Origin of the sequence: Sodalis sp. RH19, from assembly GCF_047324215.1 — a bacterium.
Classification (GTDB): Bacteria; Pseudomonadota; Gammaproteobacteria; order Enterobacterales; family Enterobacteriaceae; genus Acerihabitans.
The window spans coordinates 4,205,559-4,222,287 of the sequence record NZ_CP178734.1 but is presented as its reverse complement, the minus strand read 5'-3'; the positions used below and the strand labels follow the sequence as shown (position 1 = coordinate 4,222,287).

The following is a 16,729-nucleotide window of genomic DNA, read 5'->3' as shown; positions in this document are numbered from 1 at the left end:
CTCGACCTCCCTCATCAGCGGTGTCCGGGCCGGAGCCGTTCGGCCAGCACATCGCCCAGCAGGCTGAATCCCAGTCCGGTAAGCACGATGGCCAGGCCGGGGAAAATAGTGATCCACCAGGCGGTATCCATAAAATTCTTGCCGGCGGCGATTAATACTCCCCACTCCGCGGTGGGCGGCTGCGCCCCCAGGCCGAGATAGCCCAGGCTGGAGCCGAGCAAAATAGCCAGCGCCATATCGGTCATCCAGTACACCAGGGTGGTGGTCATGACGTTGGGCAACAAATGTCGGAAAATAATGCGCGGCCGGCTATACCCCATCACCTGGCCGGCGGCAATATAGTCCAGGCGTTTCTGGATACTGACTTCACCGGCGATCAGCCGGGCATAGAACACCCAATAGATAATGCCGACCGCCACATACATGCTGCCCAGGCCCGGGCCGAGGATTGCCACGATGGCTATCACCAGCACCAGCAGCGGGAACGTGATCACCGCGTCCACCACCCGCTGGAACAGCGTTTCCGCCCAGCCGCCGTAAAAACCCACCAATAGCCCGACCAGCGTGCCGAAAACCATGGGGAACAGCGTGGTAAACAGGGCGATTTGCAAATCCACCCGATAGGCGTAGATAACACGTGAAAAAATATCGCGGCCAAAATTATCGGTGCCGAACAGGTGATGCGGGCCGGGCGGTTTCAGGATGGCGCGGTAATCGAACGCCAGCGGATCGTAGGGGGCGATCAACTGCGGGAAAAAACCGGCGGCCAGGCTGAACAGCAGGATGATGGCCGTGCTCAGCAGTGGCCAGGGGATATGCCGCCGCCAGGTACGGGCCGGCATTGATGGCGCCGGATGGACCGTCATCGCGCTCTCCTCGGGTCGATCATGACCTGGACGATATCGGTCACCAGGAAAATAAGCGACACCATTACCGACAGCACGATGACCAGTCCCTGGACCATGGGGTAGTCGCGGCTGAAGATGCTGTCGACCATCAGGCGGCAGATGCCGGGCACGGCAAACACCGTTTCGGTGATCACCGCGCTGCCGATAATGGTGCCGATATTAAGGGCAAACAGACTGACGGTGGGGATAAGCGAATTACGCATCACATGGCGCAGCATAATCACCCGGTTTTTCAGCCCCTTGGCGCGGGCAAAGGTAATGTATTCCGCGTCCAGCACCGCGATAATAGACGTGCGCAGGTTATTGATAAGCACTGCCGCCAGGCTCAGGGCCAGGGTCATCGACGGCAGGAACAGATGGTACAGCTTATCCGTGAAAGTGGCGCCGTAGCCGCCCACCGGAAACCAGTGCAGATGGGCGGAAAACACCGTCAGCAACACCAGACCGATATAAAACGACGGCATGGACAGCGTCACCTGGAAAGAACCGCGGATAGTCATATCGGCGGCGCTATTGCGCTTAAGCGCCGAGACAAAGGCCAGCGGAATCGCCATCAGCAGCGCGAACAGGCCGGCCATGGCGGTCAGCATCAGGCTGACCGGCAGGCGCTCGGCAATCACCCTGGTCACCGGGCTGTGCAGCACATAGGAGTCGCCCAGGTTGCCGGTCAGCACCTGGCGGGCAAAAAAGAAAAATTGCACCGGCAGCGGTTTGTCCAGTCCCAGCTGTGCGTTGATCCTCGCCACGTCGGCCTCGGTGCTGCGATCGCCAATCATGGCGCTGGCGGGATCGCCCGGCAGCAGCCGTACAATGGCGAAAGTCACCACCAGGATCACCAGCAACGTGGGGATAATCAGCAAAATACGTTTAACGATATAGGCAAACTCTGACACCCCTCTCTTCTCCTGTTCCAGGTTCCGGCCGTTAACCTGCGTCGACGTTATTTGCGCGTCAGGTAGGTTTCGGCAAACAGGTTATTGCCCAGCGGAATCTGCACAAAGCCGTGCACCGTCTTATTCAACGCCACCGGATAAGGGCTTTCATACAGCGGCACGATCGGCCCCTGGGCGTTAAAGATCGCCTGGATCTGTTGATAATCGGCCGCGCGTTTTTGCGGATCGATTTCCTGCTGAGATTGCTCAAACAGCTGGTCTACCCGATCGTTTTTCCAGCCCGAATGCACCGCCTGGATATTTTTCGAATAAGCGAAGTAAGAGGTGATTTCATTGGGATCGGCAATATCATCGGTCCAGGTGGATAAGCGCATGCCGAAATCGCCCTTGCGATAGCGGTCGGTTTCCGTGGCGTGGTCCACCTGGGTGATGGTGAGTTTAACGCCCACCTGCGCCCACATTTGCTGCAGGGCGGTGGCGATGCTGATTTCGTCCTCATTGCCGGCCAGCACCATGATATTGGCGCTGAAACCGCTGGCGAAACCGGCCTGATCCAGCAGCTGTTTGGCCTTGGCCGTATCCACCGGATAGAGCGGTTTGTCGCCTACGTGCCCCGGCGTGCCGCTGGAAATATAAGACGTCATCGGCGTGCCGATGCCATAGGTCACCAGTTGGATAATGCCTTGCTTTTCGGTGGCGTAGTTCAGCGCCTGGCGCACCTTTTCATTGGCCAGCGGATTGGCCGCGCCCTGGTACTGCGGGCGCACGTTCAGGCTGACGTATTCCACCCGGGTGGAGGGAAACAGTTTCATATCAATGGCCGGATTGGCCTTCAATTCGTTGACGCGCGAATACGGGATAAACTCGGTGGCGTCCAGCTCGCCCGACTGTAACTTCAGGATGCGCGTGGCGTCGTCCGGGACGATCTCGAAGGTAATGCCGTCGAGATAGGGCAGCGGCTTGCCGTCGGCGCCGTTGCGCCAGTAATACGGGTTGCGCACCAGGGTCATGGTGGCGTTATGCTGCCAGGATTTCAGCACATAGGGGCCGGACCCCACCGGATGCTCGGCGAAAGCTTCCGCTTTTTGCTGGTCGGTGGCGCCCGGCGTCGCCTCGAACTGCTTTTTCGGCATGATGGAGGTATTAAACGCCGTCAGGGCGCTGAGGATGGCCGGGTCCGGGTGTTTCAGATGCAGGGTAATGGCGTTGGCGCCGTCAATGGAGACGCTGGCGATGGAATCGACCATAAATTGCCATACCCCGTTGCCGGGCTTGCTGGCGCGTTCCAGCGACCATTTAACATCTTCTGCGGTAATCGGCGATCCATCGGAGAACTTGATATTATCGCGCAGGGTCAGGCTGACGCTTTTGCCGTCGGCGGCGATATTCCATTTGTCCGCCAGGCCCGGTTCGATGCCTTTGCCGTCGGCGGTGGGAAACAGGAGCGTGTCATACAGATTCGACAGGATCCAGATATCGGTATTGTTTTCATTCAATACCGGTTCCAGGAACGAACTATCGCTATAGCGGCCATAGACCAGCGTGCCGCCGCGCTGCACGGTATCCGCCGCCCAGGCGTGGGCCAGTGGTAGCGCGCCCGCCGTCAGCAAGGCGATTAACGTTATCCGATGCATAACCTTCATTGTGCCCATCCCCTTATCGCTTGGAAAATGATCCCCGCCGGAAAATCCCGCGTCACTGTTCTAATGCAGTAGTACGATATTTGAAGCAATGATCGTTTAATGTCAATAAAAGGCAGTAAAAAAGGCATTATTTTGTCATAGGAAAATGCTATAGCCCGTTGAATAGGAAAATATGCCCGCTGTGCTTGCGTTAGCTAAGCTTATAACGATAGTGTATTAGTAAATTAGCACGCATTAATGGGCGGTTTGTGGACTTCCAACTTGATAGAACATTGTCGCTCCCGTTGGGGATGCAGTTGCGGGGGCTGGTGGAGTATGCCATCACCTTCGGCGCGCTGAAGCCGGGGGATAAATTGCCCTCGGTGCGCGACATGGCCGAGCGGGTCGGCGTGGCGCCGATGACCGTGGCGCAGGTTTATCGCGAGTTGAAACAGGCTGAACTGATCTACAGCAAGCCCGGCTCCGGTACCTTTATCGCCGACGCCGCCCAGGTCCTGCGCCACAGCGACAAGCGGTTGACCGATCTGCATCAGCACATCGACGCCCTGATCGATCGGGCGCAGGACCTGTCTTTATCGGCGGCCGACCTCGCCGCCCTGGTCACCAACCGGTTCCATCACCGCCAGCGGCGCGCCAGGACCAAAACGGTGCTGGTGGTGGGTAATTTTATCGAGTCCGCCCGCGATTATGCGCAGATTATCGCCGGCACCCTGGGCGACGGCGCGCAGCTGGATGCGACGACGCTGTCGATACTGACCGCCGATAACCGCGCGCGCGAGCAGGCGCACAGCGCCGATCTGATCCTGACCTTTGCCCACCGCCGGCGCGAGGTGATGAGCCTGCTGCCCGGTATGCGGGTTATTAATATCAGCTTTATCCCCTCCGAGCAGACCCGGCGGGCGCTGGCGTCGCTTGATCCCCTTGCCAGGGTGCTGGTGGTGTCGATCTTCCCGGAGTTTACCGCGCTGATGAAAACCGGGGTGCAGCGCTTCGCCCCGCATGTGCAGTCCATTACCGTGGTGCATCGGGACGACCCTGAACTGAACCGCTATCTGGCGCATGCCGATGTGCTGGTCTACGCCACCGGCGCCGAGGCGTTACAGGACGCCTTATCTCCTGGCCAACAGGCGTTTGAATACCGGCATATTCCTGACAGCGGCGATATCAGGCGTGTGGTGATGCCGCTGCTGACGCCGGATGTGCCCTCCGTGACAGGATTGAAGGAAATATCATGAAAATCAGTGAAATGAATTGGCAGCAGCTGGAAGAATACCTGGGCCGGGACGATCGGGTGGTGGTGCCGCTGGGCAGTACGGAGCAGCATGCGTTTCTCAGCCTGTCGGTGGATTCCATCCTGGCCGAAAAGGTCGCCGTCGAGGCGGCCGAGCCGCTGGGCATACCGGTATTCCCGGTAATGCCGTTCGGCATGACGCCGGCGTTCAGCGATTTTCCCGGCACCATCAGCCTGCGGGTCGGCACTTACCTCCGGCTGCTGTACGATATTCTCGATAATCTGAAACGGCAGGGCTTTAAGCGCGTTCTGCTGGTTAACGGCCACGGCGGTAATATGCCGGCGCAGCATATTATCAGCGAATGGATGGTGGCCAATCCCGAGGTGATGGTACAGCTGCATAACTGGTGGTGCGCGCCGCTCACCTGGGCAAAGGTACAGCAAACCGATCCGGTGGCCTCGCATGCCTCATGGATGGAAAATTTCCCCTGGACCCGGCTGGCGGGCGTCGCCCAGCCGGACCGGCAAAAACCGATGCTCGATCTGGTCGGCTTTCGCAAGCTCAATCCGGCCAAGGCCCGCGCGATGCTGGGCGACGGCAACTACGGCGGGTATTATCAGCGCGCCGACGAGGAGATGCTGGCCCTCTGGCAGGTGGGTGTCGAAGAAACCCGGCGCGTGATGGAACTGCTCTGATCGCCGCCCGGGCAAGGCACCGTGCGGGGAGCCGTTTATGCGGCGGGAGTACCCGCGGCGCGAGCGGCCGCCGGTGCGAGGCCTGGGGCGCGGAGAAATACGTCTTGCCCGGCGTCATGCCCGCAGTGGCGAACGCTTAGCCCTGCTGTTCCCGATGCCGGCATTTACGCTCTTGCGCCACCAACAGCGGGCAGCTCGGGCAATATTCCAGGCCGCTGAGCTTATAGCGCAGGCAGCACAGCCGGCGGATGATTTTCGGGCCGGCGTCGTGCTCCACCACCCGTACCGGCTGATACAGCCGGTTGGGCGCGCCGTCCGCCAGGATTTTGGTGGCGAGAAACGCCCTGGCTTCCCCGGTATCGGCGCCTTGTTCCGCGGCCATATCGATGCCGTGGGCGACGCGGATGGCGGCGTTGTTCCAGAACAGGCCCGGCCTGATGCCGGCCAACTGGCCGAAGGTCCGGCAAACCGGCAGCACATGCGTCTCCAGCAGCTGCCCGAACAGGGCGGGGATGGCGACGCCGCCGGCGATTTTTGCGCCGCGATCGGCCAGGATAAATTTTTCCGGCACGGCGGATTGCGCTCCCTGGGTAAACTGAATCGCGCGCGGATCCGCCGGCAGCCGCCAGTCATGCAGCAGCGCGATCCTTGTCCAGGGCGCCAGCAGCAGGGCAAAATACCACTGCGACCACATGGAGATCACCGCCGCCCGGTCACCCCCTTCGTTCAGCCGCAGGAACGGCTCCAGTAGCGCCAGCGCCGTTTCCGGCGCGCATAAATCCGCCGCCGAATAGCCCGTTCCGCCGCTGGGAACGGAGAAGAGAAAACTGCCGTTGATATCAATGGCGCATCCGGGGGTGGGTGCTGCTGCGTCAGGCTTCATACGCTTCCTGTATCGATCGGGACTATTGATTAAGGACAAGGCAAAGAGCTTCCGGCAGGCGGGCGGCTTGCGGTCTCTCTCCGAATGCGCATAATAGGCGATCAAAATCAGAATGATAACTATTAATATTTAAAATTTATGCAGACTCATGATGCCTATCGCCGACGTCTTTTACAGGCGATGGCCGTGTTGCCCTGGTGGTTTTCCCGCCGCGCCGCCGCCGCGCCCATACCCGATGCGGCACGTATTATCGCGCTGGAATGGCGCCCGGCGGAGCTGCTGCTGGCCCTTGGCGTGACGCCGATGGCCATTGCCGACGCGCCGAATTACCGCAGCTGGGTGGCGGAGCCGGCGCTGCCGCCGTCGGTGCTGGACGTGGGGTTGCGCAACGAACCGAATATGGAGGCGATGCAGCGCCTGGCGCCTTCGCTGATCCTGCTATCGGAGGGCTTTGGCCCGGCGCCTGCAAGCGTCGCGTCCATTGCGCCCACCATGACCTTCCGTTTTAGCCGGCAAGGCGATAGGCCTTTGGCCGTGGCCCGCCAGGATATCGTCGCCCTGGCCGGGCGCCTGGGGATGCCGGATCGGGCGCAACGGCATATGGCCGATCTTGACCGGCAACTGGACCAGACCCGGCAGCGGCTGGCGTCTGGATCCCTTCCGCTTCCCCCCGTCTTGCTGTTTTCCTTTATCGACAGCCGCCGCATCATGGTTATCGGCAAAAACAGCCTGCTCCAGGATGTGCTGGATCGGGTGGGGGTGGCGAACGCCTGGGACGGCGAGGAAAATGTTTGGGGCAGCGCAACGGTGGGCCTTGAGCGGCTGGCGCAGTTCCGGGGCGTCAGGGCGCTGTGTTTTCATCGCGGCGCCCAGGATCCCCTGGCGGAAGTGGCCGGTTCCACGCTTTGGCAAACGCTGCCTTTTGTCCGGGAAAAACAGCTGCGGGTGCTGCCCGCGGTGTGGTTTTTCGGCGCCACCCTTGCCGCCATGCGCTTTTGCCGGATGCTCGGGCAGGCGATGGAGCCACGGGCATGAGTAAACGCGTTCCGCGCTTATCCGCCGCATTGGTCCTGGCGTTGTCGCTTGCCGCGCTGTCGCTTGCGGTATTTAATTTAACCCTTCAGCTCGCGCCCGGTTTATGGTGGCGGGCGGCGTGCCATCCCGATACCGGCAGTATTGATCAAATGCTGTTTCACTACAGCCTGCTGCCGCGCACCGCGCTCTCGCTGCTGGTGGGCGCCGGGCTGGGGCTGGTGGGGGTGGTGTTCCAGCAAATACTGCGCAATCCGCTGGCCGAACCCACCACGCTCGGGGTGTCGGCGGGCGCGCAACTGGGGCTCACGGTGGCGACCCTCCTGGCGTTGCCGGGCGACGAGGCGACCCGCCAACTGGCGACGATAGCCGGCGCGCTGGCGGTGGGCGGCCTGGTGTTCGGCGTTTCCTGGGGGCGCCGGTTGTCGCCGGTCACCCTGATTCTGGCGGGATTGGTCCTGGGGCTTTACTGCGGGGCGGCCAAAAGCCTGCTGGCGCTGCTTAACTATGAGCGGCTGCAAACCCTTTTTCTCTGGAGCAGCGGCATGCTCAACCAGCAGGATTGGAGCAGGGTACAGTTCCTGCTGCCCCGGCTGGCCGTCGGCCTGCTGCTGATATTGCTGATGCTGCGACCGCTGATGCTGATGGGATTGGATGACGGCGTGGCGCGCAACCTGGGCCTGGGCCTTATCGCCGCGCGCGTCGGCGGCATCGGCGTGGCGATCGTATTAAGCGCCTTTCTGGTCAACGCCGCCGGCATTATTGGTTTTATCGGCCTGTTCGCGCCGCTGCTGGCGCGGATGCTCGGGGCCAGGCGCCTGCTGCCCCGTTTAGGGTTTTCCTGCCTGCTGGGCGCGCTGCTGCTGCTGCTCAGCGATCAGCTGATGATCCTGCTGGCCCGGCTGTGGCGGGAAATCCCCACCGGCGCCGCCACCGCCCTGATCGGCGCCCCCCTGCTGCTATGGCTGTTGCCCAGGCTCAGGGAGACCCGCGCCATGGCCGCGGATAACGCCCAGACGCTCAGGCCGGAGCGGCGGATGACGCCGCCGGCCGTACTGGCAGGGGTTGCGCTGCTGATACTGGTCGCCGTCGTGGCGCTGACGCTGGGACGCGATAATTACGGCTGGTATTGGTCGCTACAGGAGATGTGGCGCTGGCGCTGGCCGCGCGTGCTGGCGGCCGGCGCGGCCGGCGCGATGCTGGCGGCGGCGGGCACCCTGATTCAGAAAATGACCGGCAATCCGATGGCCAGCCCGGAAGTGCTGGGCATCAGTTCCGGCGCGGCCTTTGGCGTGGTGCTGCTGTTGCTGCTGGTGCCGGACGACGCGTTTGCCTGGCTGCTGCCGGCCGGTAGCCTGGGGGCGGCCCTGACGCTGCTGCTGATTATAGTGCTCTCGCAGCGCGGCGGGTTTTCCAGCGGGCGTTTGCTGCTGGTGGGCATAGCGCTGAGCACGCTGTTCACCACCTTGCTTACCCTGCTGCTGGTCAGCGGCGATCCGCGCATGTCATCGGTGCTGACCTGGCTATCCGGCTCCACCTACAAGGTCAGCGGCGCCCAGGCCATACGCACCGCCGTTATCGCCGTGGTACTGCTGGCGGCGGCGCCCCTGTTGCGCCGCTGGCTGGACCTGCTGCCGCTGGGCGGCGCCACCGCGCGCGCGGCAGGCGTGGCGTTAAAACCGGCGCGTATGGCCATTCTATTGCTGGCCGCCGGGTTGATTGCCACCGCCACCCTGAACGTTGGCCCGCTCAGTTTTATCGGCCTGATGGCGCCGCATATGGCCCGGCTGACCGGATTTCGCCGTCCCATGCCACAGATGCTGGCGGCCTGCCTGCTGGGCGGCGTGCTGATGATGATCGCCGATTGGTGCGGCCGATTTATTATTTTCCCTTATCAAATTCCCGCCGGGCTATTGGCCACCTTCTTTGGCGCGCCCTATTTTATCTATTTACTGCGCCGGCAGGCCGGCTGATGTATTACCCTGGCATCAGGCGCGCTAATCTATTTACACACCGCGCCGGCGGACCGGTTAACAGACCGGTGCGCCTGGCCTCGGATCGGTTCACAGCTCACCATTCCCCCGCGGGTTACAGGGGAATACCGGGCAAATACCCGTCGGCGCGTGAGATTTGTTAATTTAAGACAAAAGAATTACTAATATCTAAAATATTGTCTTGCAAATAATGCATCCTCTTGCATAATCCTGAACTCTCATAAGAATCATTCTCATTATTATTCAGCAAGGGTTTTCTGCACATGCGTACTGCCGATTTTTCTCCCGTAGGGCGAATCACGTCCTCTCCACGTCTACTGGCAGTGGTTATCGGCGCGTGCTGCGGCGCGATGGCGTTACCCGCCAACGCCGCCGCCGCATCCAGCGCTGCTAACGCCGCCGCGTCTACCGCCGCCACGCCTGCCGCCAATACGGCCGCGGGCAAGGGTGATACCATTACCGTGGTGGCCGCGCCGGAGAACAACTTCCGTCCGGGCGGCGATCAGCTGGTGCCGGCGTATATGGATGGTCAGATCGCCAACGGCGGCCGGGTGGGATTTTTGGGGCAGCAGGATGCCAGTAAAGTGCCCTTCAGCGTCGTCGGGTTCACGTCGAAGCTTATCCAGGATCAGCAGGCGCGCACGCTGGCGGATGTGCTGAATAACGATGCCTCGGTGCAAAGCGGCTACGGGTACGGCAACTATGCGGAAAACTTCGTGGTGCGGGGATTTACCCTTAATGGCGACGATATCTCCTACGGCGGTTTGTACGGCATATTGCCGCGCCAGATATTGCCCACCGAGTTTGCCGAACGTATCGAATTACTGAAGGGATCCAGCGCATTTCTCAACGGCGTGCCGCCCGGAGGCACCGGGGTCGGCGGTACGGTAAACGTCGAGCCCAAACGCGCCGGCGATGAACCGCTTAACCGCGTTTCCCTGGATTATACTTCTAAATCCCAGGTGGGCGGCGGGGTCGATATCGCCCGTCGTTATGGCGATAACAACCAGTTCGGCGTGCGCATCAACGCGGCGCACCGCGAAGGCGGCAGCGCCATTGATGATGAAAAACGCCGCCTGACCATGGCCTCCATCGGCCTGGATTACCGGGGCGATCGTTTTCGCACCTCGCTTGATCTGGGCGCCAGTAAACAGACGGTACATGGCGGCCGTTCGGTGGTCTACCTGGGCAACGCCACCAAGATTCCCGACGCGCCTTCCGCGACGAATAACTACAGCCAGAAATGGGCTTATACCGATACGGAAAACGAGTTCGGCATGCTGCGCGGAGAATATGACCTGACGGATTCCTGGACCCTCTATGGCGCGGTCGGCGCCAATCACGATCATGAGAACGGCGATTACTCGTCGCCGACGTTGAGCGATGATAACGGCAACGGCACCATGAGCCGGCTGACAGTACCGTATTTTTCCGACAGTTTTGCCAGCCAGGCGGGGATTCGCGGTAAATTCAATACCGGCTTCGTGAAACACAACGTCAATGTCGGCTTCTCCACCCTCAACCGTAAGGTGAGCACCGCCTACACCATGTCAGGCGCGACGATAACCAATAATATCTACGATCCGCACTATTCCGACAGGCCGGAGGAAAACCTCTATACCGGCGGTCATATGGGCGATCCGGGCGTCTTCAACCGGGTGCGCAACAACGGTATCGCCATCGCCGACACCATGTCGGTACTGGATGACAAAGTGCAGCTGACCGCCGGCGCCCGGCGCCAAAACGTAGTGGTGGCCAATTACGCCTACACCGGCGAGCAAAGCAGCCAGTTCGATGAAACCAAGGTGACCCCGGCCTTCGGCCTGGTGGTTAAACCCTGGGATCATATTTCGCTGTACGCCAACCATATCGAAGCGTTGCAGGCCGGTGATAGCGCGGGCCTGACCTATAACGGCGATCTGGTAACCAACGGCGGGCAGGTGGCCGGCATCCAGACCTCCAAGCAAAACGAAGTGGGGATCAAGGCGGACTATGGCCGCGTCGCCGGTTCGGTGGCGCTGTTTGAAATCAAGAAACCGGTCGGCGTGTATACCCGCAACGGCGCCGACAGCTATTCGTTCAACAACAGCGGCGAGGTGCGTAACCGCGGCCTGGAGCTGAACGTCTTTGGCGAACCGATCTACGGCGTGCGCTTAAACGGCAGCATGGCCTGGATGGACCCGGAAATGACCAAGACCCAGGACGGCACTTACGACGGCAATGACGCCATCGGTATCCCGCGCTACCAGATGGTGCTGGGCGGCGAATGGGATATTCCCGGCCTGACCGGCATTACCGCCACCGGCAAGGTGATTCATACCGGCTCGCAGTATGCCGATTCGGCCAACAACCTGAAGGTGGATAGCTGGAACCGCCTGGACCTGGGCCTGCGCTACAATATGAACCTGCCGAAAAACAATATTATCTGGCGTGCCGGCGTGGAAAACGTCACCAACGAGAAGTATTGGGCTTCGGCCACCGGCGGTTACCTGACCCAGGGCGACCCGCGCCAAGCGAAAGTGTCCATGACGGTCGACTTCTGATAACGCGCCGGGCATAAAAAAACCGCACCGGCCCCGGCCGTTGCGGTTTTTTTTCTGGTATTTGCGCCGCCTTTGACGACATGTCCGCCGTTAGATGCGTCACGCGTGCAGCGTTGGCCGCACGCGGTCGACCTATTAGAAGTCGACGCTCATGGAAAGCTTCAATTCACGCGGGTCGCCCTGGAAAACATAGGTGCCGGTTTCTTCCACCGATGACCAGTAATTTTCATTAGTGACGTTTTCGACACCGGCGCGCCAGACCACGTTATGCTCCTTAAGGCTGGTGGTGTAGCGCGCGGCCAGGTCCAGGCGGGTCCAGGAATCAAGCTTTACCGTATTAGCCTCGTTCATATATTGCGAGCCGGCGTGAGTTACGGTGCCGGTGGCGGTCAGTCCTTCAACGCCCGGGATATCCCATTCCCCGTTCAGCACCGCTTGGTATTTCGGCACGCCGACGGCATCGTTGCCATCATTGACCCCATTAAGGGTTCGGGACAGTTCGCTGTCTATCCAGGTGACGCTGCCAAGCAGGCGCACGCCGTATAGCGGCTCGCCGAACACATTGAGCTCTATGCCGCGATTTTTTTGTTCGCCGTTCAGGCCGTAAATATTGCTGGTCGGATCGGTAAAGCCGTTGGGCCGTTTAATTTCAAACAACGCCACCGAACCGGCGACGCGGCCGAAATCGGCTTTAATCCCCATTTCATTCTGTTTGGATAACACCGTGCCGGTAACATAACCGGCGTTAGCCGTTCTCGAAGGCGCGGTCTTGCCCGGCTGCAGCGCTTCGATATGGTTGGCGTAAAGGGAAATATGTTCCCAGGGTTTGACCACCAAGCCATATGCGGGCGTGATTTTCATCGCGTCAAAGGCGCTGGCGCCGTCTTCGACGCCGGTGTAGCTGTAATTGCGGATGCGAATTTCCTGGCGCCGCGCCCCAAGCGTTAGCAGTACACGATCGTCCAGCGCCGAGAGCGTATCGGATACGGACGCGCCGGTGGTATTGGTGCGGCTGCGGGTCACCGGATGATGCAGTGAACTGGCGGAATACAGCGTCGGCGGATTATCAACCTGCACCGGATCGTATATGTTAGTCCGCGATGTCGAGCCCGATAGGGTATAGCCGGCGCGGGTTTGGGTATTGACACCCGAATAGCCGACGTTCACGTTATGCTTGATCACGCCGGTATGAAACGTCCCGCGGATGCCGGTCATGCCGGAGAAATTATCGCTGCTGTAACCGGTTGACAGACGGCTTATGCTCGCGTCGCCCTGGCTGTTAAGCACCGTCGCAGCGGTATAGGAGCCCAATTCATCGTTACGGCTGGCGCCGATGGCGGAATAAAACGTCCAGTTCTCGGTGATGTCATATTCGCCGCGCAGCATGCCGAATTGGGTCTTCAGATCGGAATAGGCCCACTGCGGGCTGTAATTGGTGGAAGCATCCGGCAGGGCGGGCAGGTCCGTCATGTTGGGCCCAAGCTTCAATCCCATCCGGCCGCCGTGGTCGGTCTGTTTCTGGTAACCCCCGTCCAGCGACGCGCGAAAACGATCGCCGCGGTAATCCAGGCCGACCGAGGCCAGGGTGGTGCGTTCTTTCGCGTCGTGCACCGCCGTTTCCCCTTCGCGCTGCAGGACGTTGGCGCGTACGCCAAACTGGTTGTTATCGCCAAAGCGGCGCCCGGCATCCACCGATGTCCCGATGCGTGATTTGGTGCTGTAGTCCGTTCCCAGACGCACCAGCGGGTCGTCGCCGGCGTGTTTCGGCTCCAGGTTAATTGCGCCCCCGACGCCGCTGCCTCCCGGCGGTACGCCGTTGAGGAAGGCGTTGGAACCTTTGAAAATTTCGACTCGATCTATCATCTGGGTGGAAATAATCTGACGCGGCATCACACCATAAAGCCCTCCCAGGGAAATATCCTGGCCGTCGACCTGGAAACCCCGGATCCGATAGCTTTCGGCAATATTACCGTAGCCGCCGGCCAACTGTACCGATGCATCGTTGCGCACGACATCGGACAGCGTTTTCGCCTGCTGATCCTCAATCATCTTGGCGGTAAAGCTTATTACATTGAATGGCACGTCAAGCGCGCTCTGTTCCCCCAGGATGCCCAAGCGAGCGCCATTGGCCACTTGTCCGTCCAGGTATGCCGGCACCGGCTGGTCACCACCGGGTTTAAACGCCTGCGGCGCGGCGACCACGGTAATCACGTCGTCCTTTGCACCGGTGGCGGCGGGGGTCGCTGTAGGGGCGGCGGGGAGCAGCGTTGCCCCAGCGACATGGCCACTTAATACGGAACTGAGGACTAGGGCCAGGGAACGGCGAACCCTAAACCGCCGCCCTACCAGTGAACACATACGCATAACATCCCTTAATGATAAAGATAATGAGTTTCATTCTTAGGTGGCTAATTATCAATAATTGGAATTCATTTGCAACAATTAGTAAGAATTACATTTGCAATTGCCTGCGAAAAACCTGGCGATCACAGCGGATGGCGCAAGGGGTGGTCTACAGTAATAACAGGCAATCCCTTCAAGGAGCGCGCGATGCTATCCGTTCATCACCTGAATAAATCCAGATCACACCGTATCCTGTGGCTATTGGAAGAGCTTGATCTGCCCTACGACGTTTTTTATTACCAGCGGGATAAACATATGCTGGCGCCTGAAACGCTGAAAATAATCCATCCGCTGGGCAAATCACCCATTCTTACCGACGGCGCGCTGACCCTGGCGGAATCGGGCGCCATTATTGATTATGTGCTGGATCGCTACGACGGCGCGTTCCTGCTTGCGCCGCAGGACAGTGGCAGCGAGGAGTGGGTACGGTATCGCTACTGGCTGCATTATGCCGAGGGGTCGTTAATGCCGTTACTGGTGATGAAGCTGATTTTCGGCATGCTGGGTAAACCACCGGTACCGCTGCTGGCAAGGCCCATCGGCGCGGCGGTGGGCAAGGGGGTATCGCGCAAATATCTCGATCCCCAGTTGCTGACCCATTGCCGGTATCTGGAGAATCATCTCAGCCAGTATCTCTGGTTCGCCGGCGACCGGTTCAGCGCGGCGGATATCCAGATGAGCTTTCCGCTGGAGGGCCTGGCGACGCGCGTGGGCATTGACGGGTACCCGTCGCTGCGGTCTTATCTTGATAAACTGCGGCAGCGGCCGGCCTACCAGCGGGCGAAAGAGCGCGAGCAGCCGCCCGGGATAGCCTGAGGACCCCCGCCAAATCAATAAAGTGTCAGCTAAAGGAACTTTCGGTTGAAATCCCCCCGCCGGGGGCAGGATAATCCCCGCCCTCGCATGGTTATATCATCGCAATCGTGACGGTAAGTGATGATGAAGCAACATAATCCCAGGGGATTTTTTATGTCCAGTTCCATCCAACCGGCCAGCGACAACGCCCGGCCGCGCTCCTCGCTTGATGCCTGGTTCCAGATTTCCGCGCGCGGCAGTACTCTGCGCCAGGAAGTATTAGCCGGCCTGACCACGTTTCTGGCCATGGTGTATTCGGTGATCGTGGTGCCCGGCATGTTGGGCAAGGCCGGGTTTCCGCCGGCGGCGGTATTTGTCGCCACCTGCCTGGTGGCGGCGTTCGGTTCGCTGTTGATGGGGCTATGGGCCAACCTGCCGATGGCGATCGGCTGCGCCATTTCCCTTACCGCCTTTACCGCGTTCAGCCTGGTCTTGGGCCAGCATATCAGCGTGCCGGTGGCGTTGGGCGCGGTATTCCTGATGGGGGTGGCGTTTACCCTGATTTCCGCCACCGGCATCCGCTCCTGGATCCTGCATAACCTGCCTATGGGCGTGGCCCACGGCACCGGTATCGGCATCGGCCTGTTTTTATTGATTATTGCCGCCAACGGCGTCGGCCTGGTGGTAAAGAACCCCATCGAAGGCCTGCCGGTGGCCTTGGGTCATTTTGCCTCGTTCCCGGTCATGATGGCGCTGACGGGGCTGGCGGCCATTTTTGGCCTGGAAAAGCTGCGGGTGCCGGGCGGCATTTTGCTGGTGATTATCGCCATCTCGCTGCTGGGCCTGATATTTGATCCCCAGGTCAGCTATCGCGGGCTGTTTGCCTTGCCGACCCTGTCCGACGCCGAGGGGCATTCGCTGATTTTTAACCTGGATATCAAGGGCGCGCTGCAGCCGGCGGTATTGCCAAGCGTGCTGGCGCTGGTGATGACGGCGGTGTTCGACGCCACCGGCACCATTCGCGCGGTGGCCGGGCAGGCCAACCTGCTGGATAAGGATGGCCAGATTATCAACGGCGGCCGCGCGCTGACCGCGGATTCCCTGAGCAGTATCTTTTCGTCGCTGGTGGGCGCGTCCCCGGCCGCGGTCTATATCGAATCCGCCGCCGGGACCGCCGCCGGCGGCAAGACCGGGCTGACCGCGACCATTGTCGGCCTGCTGTTCCTGGTGATCCTGTTTTTATCGCCGCTGTCTTATCTGGTGCCGGCGTACGCCACAGCACCCGCGCTGATGTATGTCGGCCTGCTGATGCTCAGCAACGTCGCCAAACTGGATTTCAGCGATTTTGTCGACGCGATGTCGGGACTGCTGTGCGCGACCTTTATCGTGCTGACCTGCAACATCGTCACCGGTATCATGCTGGGCTTCGGATCGCTGGTTATCGGCCGGGTTTTTGCCGGGGAATGGCGCCGGCTTAACGTCGGCACGGTGCTTATCGCCGTGGCGCTGGTCACGTTTTACGCCGGCGGCTGGGCTATCTGAGGGGTTTAATGCCGGCATGACGCGGCTACCCGCCGTCGCGCGGGTTATTTGCGCAGCTTTATCTTGCTTCCAGGCCGCGCCGGTTTCTTTAACCGGCGCGGTTTTTTATTGCTATCCCGGCGCCGCTACCCGATCGGGGGATAAAAAAAAACCGCCCATGGCCGAT

At 60.4% G+C, this 16,729-nt stretch carries 12 protein-coding genes; 7 read left to right on the top strand and 5 right to left on the bottom strand.

Annotated features, from left to right (window positions below; translation table 11 throughout):
• Positions 1-14: 14 nt before the first annotated feature.
• Genes ACL2XF_RS19005 through ACL2XF_RS18995 form a run of 3 tightly spaced genes read right to left on the bottom strand, consistent with a single transcriptional unit; the run spans position 15 to position 3,444 of the window.
• Positions 15-866: an ABC transporter permease gene (locus tag ACL2XF_RS19005; protein WP_410012573.1), complete on the bottom strand. Its 852-nt coding sequence runs from the start codon at positions 864-866 to the stop codon at positions 15-17.
• Complete coding sequence (locus ACL2XF_RS19000) at positions 863-1,801, bottom strand: ABC transporter permease (RefSeq protein WP_410012572.1); 939 nt, start codon at positions 1,799-1,801, stop codon at positions 863-865. Before ACL2XF_RS19000 ends, ACL2XF_RS19005 begins: the two co-directional genes overlap by 4 nt.
• Before the next feature lie 47 nt (positions 1,802-1,848).
• Complete coding sequence (locus ACL2XF_RS18995; RefSeq protein WP_413727355.1) at positions 1,849-3,444, bottom strand: ABC transporter substrate-binding protein; 1,596 nt, start codon at positions 3,442-3,444, stop codon at positions 1,849-1,851.
• A gap of 248 nt (positions 3,445-3,692) precedes the next feature.
• Between ACL2XF_RS18995 and ACL2XF_RS18990 the strand changes: the two genes are divergently transcribed.
• On the top strand, positions 3,693-4,679 hold the full coding sequence (locus ACL2XF_RS18990) for a GntR family transcriptional regulator (RefSeq protein ID WP_410012570.1): 987 nt from the start codon (positions 3,693-3,695) through the stop codon (positions 4,677-4,679).
• Entirely contained in the window at positions 4,676-5,371 is a 696-nt protein-coding gene (locus ACL2XF_RS18985; protein ID WP_410012569.1) for a creatininase family protein, read from the top strand. The genes ACL2XF_RS18990 and ACL2XF_RS18985 overlap by 4 nt, the downstream gene beginning before the upstream one ends.
• Positions 5,372-5,507: 136 nt before the next feature.
• Here the strand turns inward: ACL2XF_RS18985 and fhuF are convergent, their stop codons facing one another.
• Positions 5,508-6,254, bottom strand: coding sequence for a siderophore-iron reductase FhuF (fhuF, locus tag ACL2XF_RS18980; RefSeq protein ID WP_413727354.1), 747 nt, complete (start codon positions 6,252-6,254; stop codon positions 5,508-5,510).
• 138 nt (positions 6,255-6,392) lie between these two features.
• Here fhuF and fhuD point away from each other — a divergent pair, with 138 nt between their 5' ends.
• The 3 genes from fhuD to ACL2XF_RS18965 all read left to right on the top strand — a co-directional run bounded on the left by fhuD (position 6,393) and on the right by ACL2XF_RS18965 (position 11,823).
• Positions 6,393-7,289 carry a Fe(3+)-hydroxamate ABC transporter substrate-binding protein FhuD gene (fhuD, locus tag ACL2XF_RS18975; RefSeq protein ID WP_413727353.1) on the top strand — a complete coding sequence of 299 codons (897 nt, stop codon included), beginning with the start codon at positions 6,393-6,395 and terminating at the stop codon, positions 7,287-7,289.
• Entirely contained in the window at positions 7,286-9,259 is a 1,974-nt protein-coding gene (gene fhuB / locus ACL2XF_RS18970; protein WP_413727352.1) for a Fe(3+)-hydroxamate ABC transporter permease FhuB, read from the top strand. Before fhuD ends, fhuB begins: the two co-directional genes overlap by 4 nt.
• A 284-nt stretch (positions 9,260-9,543) precedes the next feature.
• A complete protein-coding gene (locus tag ACL2XF_RS18965; protein ID WP_413727351.1) occupies positions 9,544-11,823 on the top strand; it encodes a TonB-dependent receptor in 2,280 nt (759 codons plus the stop codon).
• A gap of 135 nt (positions 11,824-11,958) precedes the next feature.
• On the opposite strand, the gene ACL2XF_RS18960 is transcribed toward ACL2XF_RS18965, so the two are convergent.
• Positions 11,959-14,181 (bottom strand): TonB-dependent receptor, encoded by a 2,223-nt coding sequence (locus ACL2XF_RS18960; protein ID WP_413721877.1) that lies wholly within the window; start codon positions 14,179-14,181, stop codon positions 11,959-11,961.
• Positions 14,182-14,373: 192 nt separating this feature from the next.
• Here ACL2XF_RS18960 and ACL2XF_RS18955 point away from each other — a divergent pair, with 192 nt between their 5' ends.
• Positions 14,374-15,042, top strand: a complete 669-nt coding sequence (locus tag ACL2XF_RS18955) for a glutathione S-transferase (protein WP_413727350.1) — start codon at positions 14,374-14,376, stop codon at positions 15,040-15,042.
• 153 nt (positions 15,043-15,195) lie between these two features.
• Positions 15,196-16,563 (top strand): NCS2 family permease, encoded by a 1,368-nt coding sequence (locus ACL2XF_RS18950; RefSeq protein ID WP_410012563.1) that lies wholly within the window; start codon positions 15,196-15,198, stop codon positions 16,561-16,563.
• The last annotated feature ends 166 nt before the right edge of the window (positions 16,564-16,729 follow it).

Coding starts and splice junctions, on each gene's coding strand:
- ACL2XF_RS19005 (WP_410012573.1), bottom strand. CDS start 866: ATGACGGTCCATCCGGCGCCATCAATGCCGGCCCGTACCTGGCGGCGG.
- ACL2XF_RS18995 (WP_413727355.1), bottom strand. CDS start 3,444: ATGAAGGTTATGCATCGGATAACGTTAATCGCCTTGCTGACGGCGGGC.
- ACL2XF_RS18985 (WP_410012569.1), top strand. CDS start 4,676: ATGAAAATCAGTGAAATGAATTGGCAGCAGCTGGAAGAATACCTGGGC.
- fhuF (WP_413727354.1), bottom strand. CDS start 6,254: ATGAAGCCTGACGCAGCAGCACCCACCCCCGGATGCGCCATTGATATC.
- fhuD (WP_413727353.1), top strand. CDS start 6,393: ATGCAGACTCATGATGCCTATCGCCGACGTCTTTTACAGGCGATGGCC.
- fhuB (WP_413727352.1), top strand. CDS start 7,286: ATGAGTAAACGCGTTCCGCGCTTATCCGCCGCATTGGTCCTGGCGTTG.
- ACL2XF_RS18965 (WP_413727351.1), top strand. CDS start 9,544: ATGCGTACTGCCGATTTTTCTCCCGTAGGGCGAATCACGTCCTCTCCA.
- ACL2XF_RS18960 (WP_413721877.1), bottom strand. CDS start 14,181: ATGTGTTCACTGGTAGGGCGGCGGTTTAGGGTTCGCCGTTCCCTGGCC.
- ACL2XF_RS18955 (WP_413727350.1), top strand. CDS start 14,374: ATGCTATCCGTTCATCACCTGAATAAATCCAGATCACACCGTATCCTG.
- ACL2XF_RS18950 (WP_410012563.1), top strand. CDS start 15,196: ATGTCCAGTTCCATCCAACCGGCCAGCGACAACGCCCGGCCGCGCTCC.